Here is a 15,993-nt window from a genome sequence, read left to right on the forward strand (position 1 = left end):
GACTATGGGTGCGAAGGGATTTGAATGATCTTCGACCGGTACGATAGGATCAGGATCGTCAACCTTCCGGCCCGCACCGATCGGCGAGCCGAGATGATTGCTGAGCTCCAAGCCATCGGCCAGGCCACGAACCCGACGCTCGCCTTCTTCGACGCGATCCAGGTTGAGGACGCAGGGCTGTTCCGGTGCGCCGGTTCGCACGGCTGCTACCTGAGCCACCTGCAAATTTTGGAGGAGGCGTCGCGTGCAGGGGAAAGCGTCCTCATCCTTCAGGACGATTGTGAGTTCCTCCCCGCGGTTCACGACGACAACCTGCCGACCGACTGCGACATCCTGTACGGCGGATATCTTGCGTCCGATCCGTCGGACCTTCACGGCAGCGACATCATCGGTGCGCATTGCATGGGGTTCAGCGCCCGGGCAGCAGCGAAGGCAGCAGCCTACCTGAGGAGCTTGCTCGATCTATCGACATCGCCGGACCCGAAAGCAGCTGCCCAACCCGGCTTCAATCCGTCCATGCGCCCACCGATCGACGGCGCCTGTGTATGGTTCCGTCGTGCCCATCCGGAACTGACGACGGTCTTCCACCTCGTCGCGAACCAGCGTTCCTCACGGTCCGACATTGCACCGCCGCGCTTCTACGATCGCGTCTGGGGTTTGCGCTCTCTTACAGCATTGGCCCGGAGCCTAAAGCGCCAGCTCCCTCACCCGGACCCGGTGCGCGAGGCCAACCCGAGCTTCGTCAGGAAACCGGCGTCGCCGCGTCGCTGATCGGCTCGTGCTGCTCCAGGTGTGACAGCAGCAGCTTGGGCAGAGCCGTCGCTCCGAGCGGCCCACCATGTGCCATCTGAACGACTTCGGCACACCAGTTGGGGTTAGCCTCCAGCAGCAGGGGTCCTTGGTCCGTCAACGCGATGTCCCATCCAATGGCCGCGCTTTTGGGGAACGCCTCATGGACCTTCAGCGCGAGCGAACGCGCCTCCTCCCAGAACGGCAGCCGCTCGCCGGTGATAGGAGCACCGGAGTCCGGGTGAGTATCCAGATCGGCCTTGCGGATGTCCTTGTACACGGCGCGTCCGAGAACACCGGTGTGCAGGTCGATCGGCGCTGCCAGTCCGCCTGCAGCGAAGTTGTCGACGTGGCTTGATCCGGTTGCCATCCGCAGCGCCGCCGTGATGATCTCGGGAGGGCCGACCACGGAACGGGCGGTGACGATCCTGACGGTGCACAGCGCCCCATTACTGAAGCGCTCGACTTGGGGGTGGTTGCGTAACTCACGCTGTATGACGTGCGGGCGGGGTTCCTGCAGAGCGCGTTCACCCTGCACCATCAGCCGCGGAATGCGTGCCGCCAGGCGCTTCCACAACGGCAGCGTAACGCCTTCCGCCGAGAGTGTCGCAACATGTTGAACGAGCTGCCCGGCGGTAAGCTGTCGACCGTCGGACCGATAGGTTTCGGTTCGTTCATCGAACACCCAAAGCTCAGCCCCCCGCCCGCACAGCAGATTGGTCGACTTCACGAACAGGTTCGCGCGCGGCAAGGATGTTTCGAGCGGCCCGCCTACCGCTCGGCCATTCTCGAAAAGCGCAACGGTGTTCACGTGCGGCAGGCCGGCCCTTCGGCATGCGTCTGCAAAGCGCACCTTGTCGTCGAGAATGAGCATCTCCTTGCCATCGTTGGCAGCAAGGAGGATCGGCTTGAGCAGCCGAGAAGACAGGAACCGCCGGGCAAGAGCAGCCCGCTCGGGCAAGTACAGCTTGAACCGGTAATAGCCCGCTGGCCAATAGACCTGTTCGACGCAAGTGCGGAGGCAATCCAGAAGCACTGCCGTGAAGCTTCTCCCCGACGTCCACGCTGCGTGCCTGCCGTAGATTGCAGTCTGGCGAACCACTCCCGGAAAAACCCTCAGGTACCAGGCTCTCGGGCTTCGAGCGCTCAGGACGTGGGCGGCGAAGTAACGGCGGAGTGCCTCTTCCGCTTGGGTCGTCTCCATCGCGGCCGATGCTTGGGTTGAGGGTTCCGGCACGCTCGAGGCCGCGCAGCTTCCAGTCGATTGCGCTTTGGCCGGGCGGATCATCAGATACTCCCACACTCGGTCGCCATGGCTCGTGCTGGCAGCCTGTCACCTGCCGCGACCGCAGACCGGGTGGGAGTATCAGACTTGTGCGAGCAGCCCAAGCGGAGGAAAGGCAGGGGCACCGCCCTTAAGCAAGGACTCGCCCGATGACTGCTCCCGCCATCCTCACCGTGATTGGTCCTGACCGACCGGGACTGACCCAGGAGGTAGCCGCGGCGGTGATGGAGGTCGGCGGCAACTGGCTGGAAAGCCACCTGTCGAGCATGGCCGGCATGTTCGTCGGTGCTGTCCACGTCGAGCTGCCGGGCTCGATGCTGACCGCCTTGGAGGAGCGCCTTGCCGCCCTTCAAACGGACCGTCTCAAGATCACCGTAGTTCCCGTGAGCGAAGTTGCTGGTTTGCCAGATGCGGAGCAGCTCCTATTCCTCGAACTGGTGGGCCAGGATCGACCCGGCATTGTCCAGGAGGTGACCAGTGCCCTCGCTGGTATCCGCGTCAACATCGCGACCTTCGAGAGCGCCGTGGAGGACAGCTCCTGGTCCGGAGCCAAGCTGTTCCGAGCGACCGCCGAACTGCTCCTGCCACCGGAAGTCAGCGAAACCCAGGTGCGGGAGGTGCTGGAGGGCCTTTCCGGGGAGATCATGGTCGACCTTGATGCCGTGGAGGACGGGCCGATCATTCCGCGCCCCGATCCGACGCCCGCGTCGACAACCTGAGCTTCAGTCGGCGTGCGACATCAGAAGTTCGGGCAGCACCGTCATGCCCAGCGGCTTGCCCTGGGCCATCTGCACCACGTGAAAACCCCAGCCCGTATTCGCTTCAAGCAGCTTCACGCCTTCTTCGGTGATGGCGATGTCCCAGCCGACCGTGGCGATACGGGGAAAGGCGCGGTGAGCACGAAGGGCAAGATCCTGCACCTCGTGCCAGAACGGCAGAACCGCACCCGTGATTGGTTCGCCTGAATCCGGGTGCACGTCTCGATCGGCGCGCCTCGGGTCCATGTAGACCGCGGCGCCCAAGGTCCCGGTCCCGAGATCGACCGGACTGGCAAGTCCTCCGGCAACGAAGTTGTCGACGCTGCTGGTCCCCGTCGGCATGCGGAGTGATGCAACAATGACCTGCGGCTCGCCACCCTTCGCGCGTGCCGTGACGATCCGCACCGTGCAAAGCGCTCCATTGGTGAAGGCGGACATGCGGGCATGGTTCCGCATGGACGGCTGAATGATATACGGACGCGCGTCCCCTCCCTCTTGCACCTTCTCGTTGCTGAACCAGCGGCGCCAGAAGGGTGGTCGCTGCGGAACGAACGTCTGCTCCTCGCCCCTCGACAAGTTGCGAATGAGCTCGATCAGCTCGGCTGAGGTCCGCTCCAGGTTCTCGTTCCGATAACGGTCGGTCGCCGGATCGTAGATCCACCGCTGCACGCCCCAGCCACTGCGCAAACTGGTGGATTTCACGAACAGATCACGGCGCGGCAGGTCGTCCGGTCCGGCAAAACTCGCCTGCACGAGCTGGCCATCTTCGATGTAGGCGAGCACCTCCACATGGGCGAGACCGAGTTCGGAGCATGCTTGCGCGAACCGCAGCTTGTCGTCGAGCACCGCGACGTCCCCAGGATCGTTGAGCTTCATCAGCAACGGAAAGCCAAACCGTTCGTCGATGAACCGGCTGGCGAACGGACGGCGCTCTGGTCGGAACAGGCGGTAGCGATAGTAGCCCGCCGGCCAGGATTGCTCCCGCATGCAGGTTGACCAGCAGTCTCGAAGCAATTGCCAGCGGGACATGCCGGTTTCCGCTTTCACGACCTCCGCATGGAGCATTGTTTGCTTGAGGAGCGGGGGAATGACGCGAAGCGGCCAGAGTCGGTTGTCGAGCGGCGATGCGACCTTTTCGCGAAAGTAGCGCCGCATCGCGAGCTCGGCCTCGCCTGGCGGTGAGCGCCTATCGTTTATGCGGGTGGTCGTCCTGTCTTGCCGTGCCGACTTCCGTTCCGTCATGAACGCTCACCCGTTTTGGCCGCGATCCGGACGGTATCACGCCTTATACGGCGCTTGAAGCTTCGGTCGCGCTAGAGGCCTTGCGGGTCGGGGAAGGTCGGCGGCCAGGGCCAGAGGCGCCCTAGGTCTTCATCGACGCTGGACGGTTCGAAACGCATCAAGCCGGATTCCGGAGTGAAGGTCATTTCGCCGAAAAGAACACGACCTTGCACTTCGTAGAAGTCCACGCGAACAAAGCCGAAGCCATGTGCAAGTTTACGCGCGAGTTCGAGCATGTGCTCCAGGTTGATGGGCCGAGTAATCGGCCGTGGATCGTCGGGGTAGCCGAGACGGATTGGCAGGCGGTTCCAGTCACGATCGAAGAAGACGCGCTTGTGTGCATGTTCCCGATCGGTGTCGACCTGGATGAACTGTGGCTCGCCGCCGCAGACAAAGATCTTGTAGTCGAGCGGTAGGTCCGGTCCTTCTGCAATGAAGGGCTCGACGAGGACTTGCCGGTTGATGGTGCCATAAAAGGTTTCGCCCGAGATCGCCGAGAAGTCACAGGCGAGCATTTCATTGAGGCGAACTTCGATTGTGTCCCAATCGGGTGGTTCGCGGACGAAGATATTGCCGCCGCTGCCATGATTAGTCTTGATTACGTAGGGCAACGGCCAGTTCCGCTCGGCTCGCGGCGGGAGCTGGGGACCGGCGAAGAGTGTAGGAATGACACGTTGAGTGCCAATTCGGCGCTCAACAAATGCCTTTACCGCCACCTTATCGACGTAAATTGCCAAGTTTGGACGCAAAAGCTTCAGCGCCTGACATTTTTCGCTGAAGAGGACGGGTTGGTCGAGCCGAGGCCAGCGCTGGTAGGATTTGAAGTAGCGGATCTGCAACGCGGTCCTCAGCGGAAGGAGCTGCAACGCGTGCGTATACCCGCGGTCGATGACCTCCTGCACCGGTCCGGGAGTGATTGCCTTTGCCGCGCGGAAGATGGTCTTCAACATGTCGGCTCAGGCCTCGCGATCAGGAAACCTCAACGAAGAAAGGGGCGGAACCGAAGTTCCACCCCTTCCCTGTTCCAGTCGGAGAGAGCTGTCCAGCAACGCCGGGCAGTCTCCCGAACCGCTTAGCCGCGCTCCGGAGCGGGCGGCGGCGGCGGCGGCGGAGGCGGCGGGACCGGGCAAGCGTCGGTCGCCAGGATCACGGAACCGTCCGGGCAGGTCTGCGTCGCCGGAGGCGGCGGAGGCGGCGGAGGCGGCGGGGGCGGCGGAGGCGGCGGAGCCGCTTCTTGACCACCGAAGTTGAAAGCCAGCGTCGCGAGCAGCGAGTGAGACTTCCAACGACCGATCACTTCCTCAGAGCCGTTCTCGAGGTTGAACTTGGTCGTGAAGTAACGATACTTCAGGCCAAGATCGACGTTCTCGGACACCGCGGTGCGGACGCCAGCGATCACCTGATACGCCAGGTTCGAGTCCGACTCGCTGCCGAAACCGTCAAGGCTGTACTTGGTGCGAGCGACACCGGCGCCACCGCCGATGAAGCCGCTGAGGTTGTCGTCACCGAAGTCGACGAGGGCGTTCACCATGCCCGAGAGCACGCGGCCCTTGCCGTCAACGTCGACGACCGTCGAACCCGGAATGTCGAGCTCGGCACCCTTGATGCCGGCGCGCTTCCACCCCAGCTCACCCTCAACGCGGAACAGACCGAAGTCGTAACCGGCGTTCAGGTCGAGATCGAGGCCACGCTCATGATCGAGATCGATCGTGCCATCCTCAGCGCCCGTGGGACCCTGATAATCGAGCGTGATGTCCTGCGCGATCATGGGACCACCAGAGACGCCAACATAAGCGGCGCCATCCTTGGCAAGAGCCGGCGTTGAAATTGCCATGGCTGCGGCAGCGGTTAATAAATATTTACGCATTGATACCCCTTCTTGGTATTCAGCTAGAACTCGAATGCGACGCGATGGTTTCTATCATGCGTCCGTAACGAAGCCTAGATAGCCATCTGTGACATGCTTGCAACAATCTTGACTGTCGACCTGCCAGTCTACTGGTAGCCGAACGCACGCTGATACGCAGAACAACATTCCACAATACGCTCGGCTAAGCGACACTCCTCCGTTCGCAATGCCCGCTCGCCTCGGGAACGCAGGCGACCCGAGAAAGCGGGACCGTGACGCAACGCTTCGAACCCGCGGTCGAATTCCGCAAAATTGCTGTCGACACGGCCATCGCCACGCCAGCCTACAAACGAAGCCACGGAGCGCCGTACGTCCGGCGACCGGGTGAGTTCCTCGTAGCGGATGACATAGTGCGGAATTCCGCGAATCTCCAGAAAGTTTCTGAACGCTACGAGTCCGGCGCTTTCCCGGACGCAATAGTCTTTGACCCACTGATCGCTGAACCGGTTCAGATTGTCCTGGATCCGATGCTTCTCGAAGAAGCTCAAGGCGATGTCGTGGATGTCCCTGACGGTGAGGAGGACGCGTGGCGGTGCGAACATGTCGAGGACTAGCGCATGTTCCTCACAAAGCACCTCCTTGAGGGCCCAACGTTTCCCCTCGAGCCGGGGTGCCATTAGACGTTGGAAGCGCGCAATCGGCGAAGGGTCGGCGAACGCCAGCTCCTCGTCCGATGCGGGCATGCCGAATGCGGCGAGCTGGATCGGGAGCAGCCGCGGGTTGCGGAGGCGGGTGAACGACGGCTCGGAAAAGACCAGCTCGGACGGCGGGCTGGTCAGCCAGTTGCACAGGGCAGTGCTGCCCGAGCGCCCGATGGCAGCGATGTAGAAATCCGGACGGGCGGAGCCGGCTTGAGCACTGGTCATGGTCGACTGGCAGCCTCCGACAGGAGCTCGAGTTCCTGTTCTATGATCCGCTGGTGCCCGGTTTGCAGCCGGATCCGCTCGGCGGCCGCGACGGAGCGGGCCTGAAACAGCGCCGGCTGCTCCACCATCTCCCAGAGCCGCTCCGCGAGCCCTGGAGCATCCTCTGGGCCGGCAAGAGCGGCGCAGCTGTCGTCCACGAACTCCGGCACTGCGGCCACCCGGTTGGTGATTGGCACCAGGCCCGAGGACATGGCCTCGTCACGCGAGACCCCCTGAGTGTCGAGCCGGGTGGGAACCAGGAACAGCCCATGGTCACGATGCAGCCGGGCAATCTCGTCCTGGCGCAGGAATTGCCGCCGAAGCTCGACATTGCCCAGGTGACCCAGCGGCTTCACCGTTTCGGAAAACAGCGGTCCGTCGCCGACGATCGTGAACTGCAGACGTTCGAACCCTGGCCGGCTGCTCAGCCGCACGATCGCGTCCACGGCCATGTCATTGCCATAGGACGGATGGTCGAACGGCCTGATCATCAGCACGCGCAAACGCTGCTCGGCCGGCTTGAGAGTATAGGAGAACAGGTCCGTGTCGATCGGGTTCGGGATCACCCAGAAGCGATCCTCCGGCAGATCGAAGTCCTTGCGGGCAAGTTCGGCGGAGTGCCGGGAGACGAGAACCAGCCGGAAGCGGTCGGGCCATCGTTTGGCGAAGGCACGCCAGAACTCACGACGCACGTGGACGGCCTCGAGCGCCGCTTGCCGCTCGGATGCATAGGGTAGCAGCAGGGCCTTGGTTCGAAAGAAATCGGGGATTTCGGACCCGTGCAGCCACGCGCACACGGGCAACCGGCCCAGCATGCCGTCGAGCATGCCGACCATCTGCTCACTGAAGCCATGAACGGCGACCACTTGCGGCCGAACCTTGGCGCTCAGGCGTACGAGTTCCTCGGCGCCGCCGACGTGGCAGGTCACCCCTTCATGGTCGTAGGCGAACGGCTGCGGGCCGGGACCGGGCCGGAACACGGTGACCTCATGCCCTTGTGCGGCGTAGGCCAGCACCCGCCGGTGGACGAAGGGGTATTGATAGAGATCCCCAGCGCGAGGGTAGGACCGCGTCAGCAGCAGGATGCGCAGCGGATCAGTCATGCGAGAAGGTCAGGTAGCTCAGCGCATATGGCGCCAGAGCCCACCGCTCAGGCGCAGGTTCTCGGGCTCGCCAGAAAGGTAGGTTCGGACGGCGCTCAGAAAGGCGTCACGCCACCGGTCGGCGTGACTGTCGGCGGGCTCATCCGGCAGCGGATCGGGCATCCGCTCCAGCACGAACCCGATCCGATCCCCTTCCCACCGAGGCGCGCAGAACAATGACGGCACCCCCATGCGATGGGCAGTCCGGGCCGCGAAGCTCGAGTAGGTCATTTCCTGCCCCGCGAATTCGATCCGCGGAGCGCCGAGGTTGATGGCGCCATCGACCGCGAGCACCAGGGCGTGCCCCTGCTTCAGCGCCCGCACGAAGGCGCGCGCGACCTGGGCGTCGTCCTGGTCGCTGGTCGAGATCAGGGAGCTGGCATAGGCGGTCCGGGCGACGCTGGGGGTCGATGCGAGCCACTTGGAACGGATTCCCAGCAGTTCCAGCGCCAGAGGTCCCGCATACATGGGGCCGATGTGGGCCGACGCGAGAATGATCCCGCGGCTCTGGTCGATGCCGTTGAGGATGCGCTCGGGCTCGGACAGGTCGGCAAGCCGGAGCATGGCTTCGTGCACCCGATCGTCGCGGCATTCGAGCCAGTCGAGCAGGTAATGGTCGGCGAGATGGCCCCATTTCGCGCGCCGTTCCCACTCGTGCCGGTCTTCCCCTTCCCGCCCCTTGAGGTTCCAGGCCCAGTCGAGACGCGCCCTGGGGATGTCGAGGCTGTCCACCCGCTCCCACAGGGCGTTCAGGCCCTTTTCGAAGTTCTTCGGGAGCGCCTTGCGCCGCTCGGCGACGAAGCCGGCGAACAGGCTTGCCGCTTCCTCGCGGTGACCCGCCTGGCTCAGGGCGCCGGCCGCATAGCGCTGCCAGCGGGTCGATGAAGGCTGCATGGCGACCAGCTTGCGGAACTGCGCCGCGGCCTCCGCATGGTGGCCGTTCTGCTTGAGCGCGCGCGCATGGAGCGCCAGCACCTGCGGGTTGCGCGGGTAGTGCCGGACCGCCAGTTCGAGGTGACCCAGCGCCTCGGCATAGTGACGGGTGCGAAGCAGGACCTCCCCGAGGGAAAGGTTGAGCCGCCCGTCCTCCGGCGCGAGCCTCAGGCCCGCACGCAGGTGCACGGCGGCGCGCTCGTACCGGTCGGACCAGGGTGCGCCCATGTACGCCTGGCCGAGGGCGGACCGCACGGCTGCATCGTCCCAACCTTCGTCGATCAACTGCTCGCCGACCGAGACCGCTTCTTCCAGCCGATCGGCCTGGAGCAGGGTTCGGACGATCGCGGCGGCAAGCACCTCATGGGTGATCGTCCCCTCCGACAGCTCAGTTGCCAGGTCTGCGGCCAGGGCCGTGCGCCCGCTGCGGGTGAGCGCAATCAGCGCCACGGCGGCAAGCCGCGAGTCCTCTCCCAGCAGGCCTCGGAGTCCCTCGGCATAGGCTCCAGCCTCCTCCACCTCTCCGATACTCAGCAGGAGTTGGAGACAGGAGGTCTTCGCCGGCAGGTCCTCGGGATCGAGTTCGACGAGGCGGCGGGCGGATCGTGCGGCCTGGTCCAGCTGGCCCTGTTTCGCGAGGAGGTTCGTCAGCAGCCGGTGGTCCGCCGTGGTGGCTCGTCCGGCGCGGGCGAGATCGTCCAGCAACTCCGCCGCTGGCCGGACGCGGCCACGGTCCAGCAGGTACGGGATGACGAACTTGCGGACGTCGTCACGCGCACCGGGGAGCGAGAGCAGCCCGCCTTGAAGGAGGCGCAGGCCCGACGTCTCCTGCCCTGTCCGGACTTGCGCAATGGCATAGGCCAGCTGGCATCCGGGCAGCCGCTTCTCCTCCGGAGACGCGTCCGCCTGGTAGGTCGCAATGACCTCATCCCACCGCTCACGGATCACGAGGGAGCGGAGCCGGTCGAGGGCCCCTCCTTCCAGAGCGACGGTCACCGGTCTACCGGAGGGTCCAGGCACGAGAGCCAAGGCCTGCGCCGACCCCGCTGCGACGGGCCACGAAGAACAATCCGTACGCCAGCGCGAGGGCGAGAAGGATTGGCCCGGTGATCCCGAGCAGGTCGCGGACCGCCGGGAAGGTCGCGACCGACATGCCGACCACGATCACGAAGTAGCGCCGCTGGTCGAGGATCCGCTGATACGCCTGCTGCAAGGTCGTGAGGGTCGACTCCCACCGGGCCTGCGCGATCTCCTTGCGCACCTGCGCGCCTTCATATTCGTTGAGGGTCCGCTGCAGCGACCCGCCGGCCGGGCTGACCAGCCGACGCCGCTGCTCCGCGATCTGAGCGCGCAGTTCCTCGACGCGGGCGTTGAGGCGGGGCAGCAGCGGGCTTTCGGTCAGGCCCTGGTCGAGCAGGCCGTTCCGCTCCCGCTGGGCTTCGGCCAGTTGCAGCTCCAGGTTGCTGATCAGCTGGTAGACGGCCGTGGTGGTCTGTTCGGGGCTGAGCTCCCCGCGGCGCGCCTGCACCATCGCCAGCGAACGCCTGGCGTCCGCGACCTGCCGCTCGGCCGCCTGCGTGTCCTGCGTAAGCGCTTCGATCTGGTCGTCGCTGATCTTCTGCGAGAAGGCGTTCACGTGCGCCTCCGCAGAGGCGAGGATCGCGTTCCCGAAGCGCGTGGCGTCTTCCGGGGTGCGCGCCTGCACGTAGAGGCGGAGGATGCCCTCCTGGACGTCGACGGCCACCCGGACCCGCTTGCGATAATAAGCGTAGGGCTCCTGGTTGAGGCCGAACGGTCCCTTGAACCGGGTCAGCGGATCCATCTCGGTGGAGGTGAAGTGGCTCATGAAGCCGGTTCGGCGCTCCAGCTGGTCCATCATCGGCCGGGAGAGGATGAACTCCCGGGCCTTGAAGGCGTCGGCGATGGTGCTGTTGCCGGAGCCCAGAGTGAAGAAGCCGGCGCTTGGCGAGGGGGCGGACTGGGAGCTGGTCTGCACGGTGAACACGGCCTCGCCCTGGTAGAGCGGCGTGGCGATCAGCAAGATATAGGACAGGATAACCGCCAACGGCACTGCGACCAAGAGCATGAAGCGGCGGATCAGGCGGCCCCATTGCGCCTGCCGCCGGGCGACGATCGCAAGCTGCGCTTCCTCGATGCTGGCCATGCCGGATGCGGCAGCGTCCGACCCATCGGACGTGATCGAGCCGGGTGTTTCGGCGCGCTCGGTCGTGACCGCCTTGTCGCGGAGCTTCGGGCGCTCGATGACGGCGGCCGTGTCTCCGGCTGCCCTTCCCTGACGCCAGCGGCGGATGCGCTCGTCGTTGTCCATCACGTCCACCTTATCTCAGTTCATCACGCCGCGCTTCACGCGAGGTCGAACGAGGCGAGTTCATCCTCGCCGACATCGTCGCTCTGGGGATCGGATGCGCTGGCCGCGAACAGCTCCGCCGCTTCGTCATGGTCCCCGCAGAGGATGATCTTGCCATTCACGAGGACTGCGTGCCGATCGCAAAAGTCCTTCGTCGCCTTAGGGTTACTCGCCACCAGGATCAACCCGGCGCGGTCCAGCCGGCTCTTCAGGGCGGAGGCGCACTTGCGCTTGAACGCGTCGTCGCCCGCGACCAGTTTCTCGTCCGCGAGGTAGGTGGTGGCCGGCATGCCGAAGCTGGCCGCGAACGCCAGTTGAGCGCGCATCCGACCGGTGTAGAGCGTCAGGGGTGAGAAGTAGGCTTCGCCGAGCTCGGAGAAGTCGGCGCAGAAGGCGGAGTAGCTCAACGGCTCCAGACCCACCATCTCCGCGATGTTGACGATGTTTTCCTCGCCCGTGAGCTGCGCCTGGAAGGCTCCGGGATAGCCCAGCGGCCATCCGCCCTCGTCGCGGAGGACGTGCCCCTCGTCCGGCCGGTCCACGCCGGCGAGCAGCCGGACGATCGTCGACTTGCCCTCACCGGCCCGGACGAGCAATCCGAACCGCTCGTCCGTCCGGACCGCGAGGTTGGCCTCATGGAGAACGACCTTGGGTGCGCCGAAAGACTGGTAGTAGCGCGTGCAGTTGACGAAGCCCCACATGACTACCTCCGCTGCAGCGACCGGACCACGGTGGCCGCCAACAGGAGACCTGCAATCCACGCCAGCGGGTAGAAGGCCGAGGCCACCCGGGACTGGTAATGAAACAGCATCCCGTCCCGCGCGATCTCCACCGCATGGAGGAGCGGATTGAGCGCGAGCACGTCGAGCACCCGGTCGGGGAGCTCATTGCCCGTGAAGAAGACACCCGAGATGAAGAACGTCGGCCGGAGCAGAGTCTGGGACAGCGGGTAGGCACCCGAAAACGACTGCGCGAGGACCGAGAACAGGTAGCCGTAGCTGAGCCCCAGGGCCCAGGCGAGCGACACGCCGGCGAGGAAATGCAGCGGCCGGTCGAGCTCCCAGTCGCCGAAGACGAGCAGGTTCAAGCCCGCCACGATGACGAATACGATGCCGACGTTCACATATTCCACCAGCGCAGCGCTGATCGTTCCGTGCGCGTGCGTGACGGACGGGAAGATCACGAGGCCACGCAGACCGGAGTTCACGCGGCCCACCCCGTTGATCACGCTGCGGAACGCCACGTAGGGGATGAGGCCGGAGATGATGAAGGTGACCGTGTCGGTGTAGACCGGTGAGCTTCGGCCGAAGATCATGAAGCCGACGTAGGTCACTGCAATCCACGCGAGCGGCGTCACGTAGGTCCAGGCATAGCCGATGGCATGCTGGCCGAAGCGGGACTGGACCTCCCGCTTTGCCAGCGCGAGGATGACATGGACGTGATCGTAGAGCCGGTCGGCGATGTTCTCGCTGCGCGGAGCGACCTGGCCCTGCCGGAAGCTGCTCATGGAATCGTGGTCGTCGCCGCTCGTACGGCCCCCAGGCTCTGGGAAAAGGCGGACAGCACCTTGCGGGTCTGGGCAAAGGGCGCCGTCGAGATCAGGACCGCGTCCCCGTCCTGGACCACCAACCGGTTGGCCAGATCGATGTTGCCGGGCTTGCGCATGTCGACCTGGTACACGGTCGGGACGCCTGACCCGTTCTCCGGCTGGCGCATCAGGAACACCGCGCGCGGATCCGCGGCGTCTTCACTGAGGCCTCGGGCCTGACCGATGACGTCCATCAGGCTGAAGTCGCGGCGGGCAATCGGCACCTGACCCTGAACCCCGGCGGCGCCGAGCACGGTGACGCTTTCGACGACGTTGCTCAGGATCACCTGGTCGCCTGGCTGCAAGGCGATATTGAGCGCAGGGTCGCGATAGATGTCGCTCAGGCGGACCTGTCCGGACGCATTGTCCCGGCGCACGGTGACCTGGAGCATCTCCGCGTTCTTCTGGTTGGGCGCCACTTCCGCCAGCATCGAGGAGAGACGCGTCCGCCCCTGGTCGATCGGGTAAACGCCCGGCTTCGCGGCGTCACCCTGAACGCTCACCAGCGCGCTTCTCCGTTCTGCCGGCCGGATGTCCACCTGCGGGCGAAGGACCACGCGGCTCAGCCTCGCGGTGATGGCTGCGCGAAGCTGCGACACCGTCAGTCCGGCCGCCTGGACCGCCCCTGCATAGGGCAGGAAGATGCGGCCGGTTTCGTCGATGGTCAGTTCGCCAAGATCCGCCCCGCCCGCGGTCGTGAAGAGGGAAGGAGTGCCGCCCTCCCAGATGCGCACTTGCAGCCGGTCCCCGATCCCGAGGCGGGAGAAATCGAATTCCTGCGACTGCGTCAGCTCCGGTGGGAACCCGGCCTCCAGCGCTCGGCCGGGCTGCGGCAGCGTCGCGGCGGTCAGCGGCACGAGGCGCACGTCGCCGGCCGTGGAAGCGTCCTGAACCTCGGACAGGGACGAAACGGATCGCGGCAGGGTCGAGCAGCCGGAGGCCACGACCAGGAGAAGGCCAAGGGTCGCGGCCCTATCTACCTTGCGCAGGAGTCCGTTCATGCGACCCGCCGGCCTTCCGGAACCTGGATCGTCCCCGGTGCCAGCGAGGCCAACCGACCGGCCGTGCACGTCACATACTCGCGCAGCATCCGGGGGATGGAGAAGTTGCTGTCCAGGAACTGGCGCCCGACTCCGCCTTCCCCGAACAGGGCCCGGTCACCCGCCCGCAACGCGAGGTTGCGCGTGCGTTCGGTAGCGAGGTCGAGACATGGTTTTTCGGCGCATTCGAGAACATGCCCGGTGGTCCCGTCGATCAGGCACTCGGCCGCGCCGCCCGCCGGAGTAGTGACCACGCGAACGCCCATGTACTGGGCCTCGATCAGGACGTTGGGCAGCCCCTCGTAGCGCGACATGAGGATCAGGACGTCCATCTTCGACATCCAGAACCCCACGCGGGAGGAGCGGCCGACGAAGAGGATGCGCTCCGCGATGCCGAGCTCCGCCGCGAGCTGCTGAGCGCTTTCCAGCAGGCGCCCGCCGCCAACCAGGAGCACTCGGGTGTCGGGGTGCTTGCGGAGGTAGCGTGCGGCGAAGCGGATCCACTGCAGCGGCTGCTTGTCGGTGTCGAAGCGGAACACGCCGCCGATCGTGTGCGTGGCATCCGCCGTCCGCTTCACGAACGCGTCCCACTGGGCTGCGCATGTGTCCGACGGTTCCGGGCGCATCGGCTCGACGCCATTGTAGACGATGTCAAACCTGCCCACGGGCAGTTCCAGCCACTCGGCATAGGCACGTGCCGCGGACAGACTGTTGCTGATGAAACTCACGCCCGGAACCTGCGCCAGGGCCCGATAGAGCACCTCATATTCCGGCCGGAACATGTGGCGGCGCATGCTTGGCGGAAGGCCCCGGATCGCCAGCTGCACGTGCGGCACTCCGGCCACCAGCGCTGCAAGCCCGGCGAAGAGGCAGGCGCCGTCCTGCCAGATGGATGCGGTCTCGGTCCCGGACTCGCGGAAATGCCGGGCCAGGCGCTTGACGCCATAGTTCACGGCCGGAGGGAGATAATCGAGCAATAATAGAAGCTCGGGATCGGTCACTCCCAAGGCCTTGGCGGAAATCGGGTCGAACAGGTTGATCTGTTGTAATTCGCAACCCGACGCCTGCAGCTCCGCCAGGTAGAAGTCGTTCTGCCGTTCGGGGCCGTGCGAGCGGACGAGCACTTCCACGGGACGGTCCAGCTGCACTCCGGCGACCTTGCCGTGGTTCGTGCGGAGGCGATTGAGCTCGATCGCCAACCGCGTGAGTTGCCGCTCAGCGCCGCCCGGACCCAGACTGCCGGTGATCAAGCTCAAGCGTCCGAGCCCAATCCCTTCCCGCACGTCGACCTGGCGATTGCGGAAGTGGAGGATGGCATGCTTCATCGCAATGATGCGCGCGTCTTCCCCTGCGCGCGGAGGCGTGCCTTCGAGGCGTTCGAGAAGGGCGTGAAGGTCCAGGGTCTTTGTGACGAGCTGCTGGGCCTTGGTGCCGTCGGTGAAGCTATGCTCCACCGGAAGGAGGATCGTCCGCGCAGCCGCGAGATCGCCTTCCGCGAGCAGGCGCTTGGCATATTCCGCCCGGAACTCGCGTCGTTCCGGATGGTCGGCGATCAGCGACTGAAAGAGTTCTGCCGCGCGGCCATGCTCGCGAGCATCATGGAGCAGTTCCGCCTTCACGAGCATACCGGCGCCGTCGAGGTCCGGATCGAATGCATGGGCATCGATCAAGGCGACCGCAGAGGCGAGGTCCTTGCGCTTGATCAGACGCTGAACCCGAACCTTCAGTAGGTCGAGCGCCGAACAGGCAAGCGCGGCAGCCGCGCACTTCCGCTCGAACTCGCCATCATCCTCGATCAGGTGCAGCGCCTCGATCAACCCCTCCGGATTGGCCGACGCATCCACCGCCGCCGAACTAGCCGGAGTTGTTTCGCCAGCAGCGGCCGGCGCACTCCTATGCGCTGTTAAACTCATCATGTTGAAGGACTTTTCAACGCCCCCAGAACGCCAAGCATGACCTGTAGGGCCGCAAGCCGCTACGTCAATGCGCCGCTAA

14 protein-coding genes are annotated in these 15,993 nt (G+C 65.1%); 2 read left to right on the top strand and 12 right to left on the bottom strand.

Annotated features, from left to right (window positions below; all coding sequences use genetic code 11):
- Positions 1-24: 24 nt before the first annotated feature.
- Positions 25-771: a glycosyltransferase family 25 protein gene (locus JT720_RS08665; RefSeq protein WP_205480820.1), complete on the top strand. Its 747-nt coding sequence runs from the start codon at positions 25-27 to the stop codon at positions 769-771.
- Here JT720_RS08665 and JT720_RS08670 read toward each other — a convergent pair.
- The gene (locus JT720_RS08670) at positions 743-1,993 is read right to left on the bottom strand and encodes a sugar-transfer associated ATP-grasp domain-containing protein (RefSeq protein WP_205480822.1); all 1,251 of its coding nucleotides are present in this window, start codon (positions 1,991-1,993) and stop codon (positions 743-745) included. The genes JT720_RS08665 and JT720_RS08670 overlap by 29 nt on opposite strands.
- A gap of 230 nt (positions 1,994-2,223) precedes the next feature.
- Here JT720_RS08670 and JT720_RS08675 point away from each other — a divergent pair, with 230 nt between their 5' ends.
- The gene (locus JT720_RS08675) at positions 2,224-2,793 is read left to right on the top strand and encodes a glycine cleavage system transcriptional repressor (protein WP_205480824.1); all 570 of its coding nucleotides are present in this window, start codon (positions 2,224-2,226) and stop codon (positions 2,791-2,793) included.
- Positions 2,794-2,796: 3 nt separating this feature from the next.
- Here the strand turns inward: JT720_RS08675 and JT720_RS08680 are convergent, their stop codons facing one another.
- The 11 genes from JT720_RS08680 to JT720_RS14160 form a co-directional block, all read right to left on the bottom strand.
- Positions 2,797-3,987, bottom strand: coding sequence for a sugar-transfer associated ATP-grasp domain-containing protein (locus tag JT720_RS08680; RefSeq protein ID WP_205480826.1), 1,191 nt, complete (start codon positions 3,985-3,987; stop codon positions 2,797-2,799).
- A gap of 158 nt (positions 3,988-4,145) precedes the next feature.
- Entirely contained in the window at positions 4,146-5,060 is a 915-nt protein-coding gene (locus JT720_RS08685) for an ATP-grasp fold amidoligase family protein (RefSeq protein ID WP_205480827.1), read from the bottom strand.
- 125 nt (positions 5,061-5,185) lie between these two features.
- Complete coding sequence (locus JT720_RS08690; RefSeq protein WP_272873184.1) at positions 5,186-5,980, bottom strand: outer membrane protein; 795 nt, start codon at positions 5,978-5,980, stop codon at positions 5,186-5,188.
- 128 nt (positions 5,981-6,108) lie between these two features.
- Entirely contained in the window at positions 6,109-6,888 is a 780-nt protein-coding gene (locus tag JT720_RS08695) for a sulfotransferase family protein (RefSeq protein ID WP_205480829.1), read from the bottom strand.
- Positions 6,885-8,030, bottom strand: a complete 1,146-nt coding sequence (locus JT720_RS08700) for a glycosyltransferase family 4 protein (protein WP_205480830.1) — start codon at positions 8,028-8,030, stop codon at positions 6,885-6,887. Before JT720_RS08700 ends, JT720_RS08695 begins: the two co-directional genes overlap by 4 nt.
- Positions 8,031-8,048: 18 nt before the next feature.
- Complete coding sequence (locus tag JT720_RS08705; protein WP_205480831.1) at positions 8,049-9,998, bottom strand: tetratricopeptide repeat protein; 1,950 nt, start codon at positions 9,996-9,998, stop codon at positions 8,049-8,051.
- Between the two features lie 4 nt (positions 9,999-10,002).
- Entirely contained in the window at positions 10,003-11,331 is a 1,329-nt protein-coding gene (locus tag JT720_RS08710) for a hypothetical protein (protein ID WP_205480832.1), read from the bottom strand.
- A 35-nt stretch (positions 11,332-11,366) separates the two neighbouring features.
- Positions 11,367-12,071 (bottom strand): ATP-binding cassette domain-containing protein, encoded by a 705-nt coding sequence (locus JT720_RS08715; protein WP_205480834.1) that lies wholly within the window; start codon positions 12,069-12,071, stop codon positions 11,367-11,369.
- Positions 12,072-12,073: 2 nt separating this feature from the next.
- Complete coding sequence (locus JT720_RS08720) at positions 12,074-12,877, bottom strand: ABC transporter permease (RefSeq protein ID WP_205480836.1); 804 nt, start codon at positions 12,875-12,877, stop codon at positions 12,074-12,076.
- Positions 12,874-13,959 carry a polysaccharide biosynthesis/export family protein gene (locus JT720_RS08725; protein ID WP_205480837.1) on the bottom strand — a complete coding sequence of 362 codons (1,086 nt, stop codon included), beginning with the start codon at positions 13,957-13,959 and terminating at the stop codon, positions 12,874-12,876. Before JT720_RS08725 ends, JT720_RS08720 begins: the two co-directional genes overlap by 4 nt.
- The gene (locus JT720_RS14160; protein WP_205480839.1) at positions 13,956-15,842 is read right to left on the bottom strand and encodes a glycosyltransferase; all 1,887 of its coding nucleotides are present in this window, start codon (positions 15,840-15,842) and stop codon (positions 13,956-13,958) included. Before JT720_RS14160 ends, JT720_RS08725 begins: the two co-directional genes overlap by 4 nt.
- Positions 15,843-15,993: the final 151 nt, after the last annotated feature.

The organism is Sphingomonas arenae (genome assembly GCF_016924655.1).
GTDB lineage: Bacteria > Pseudomonadota > Alphaproteobacteria > Sphingomonadales > Sphingomonadaceae > Sphingomicrobium > Sphingomicrobium arenae.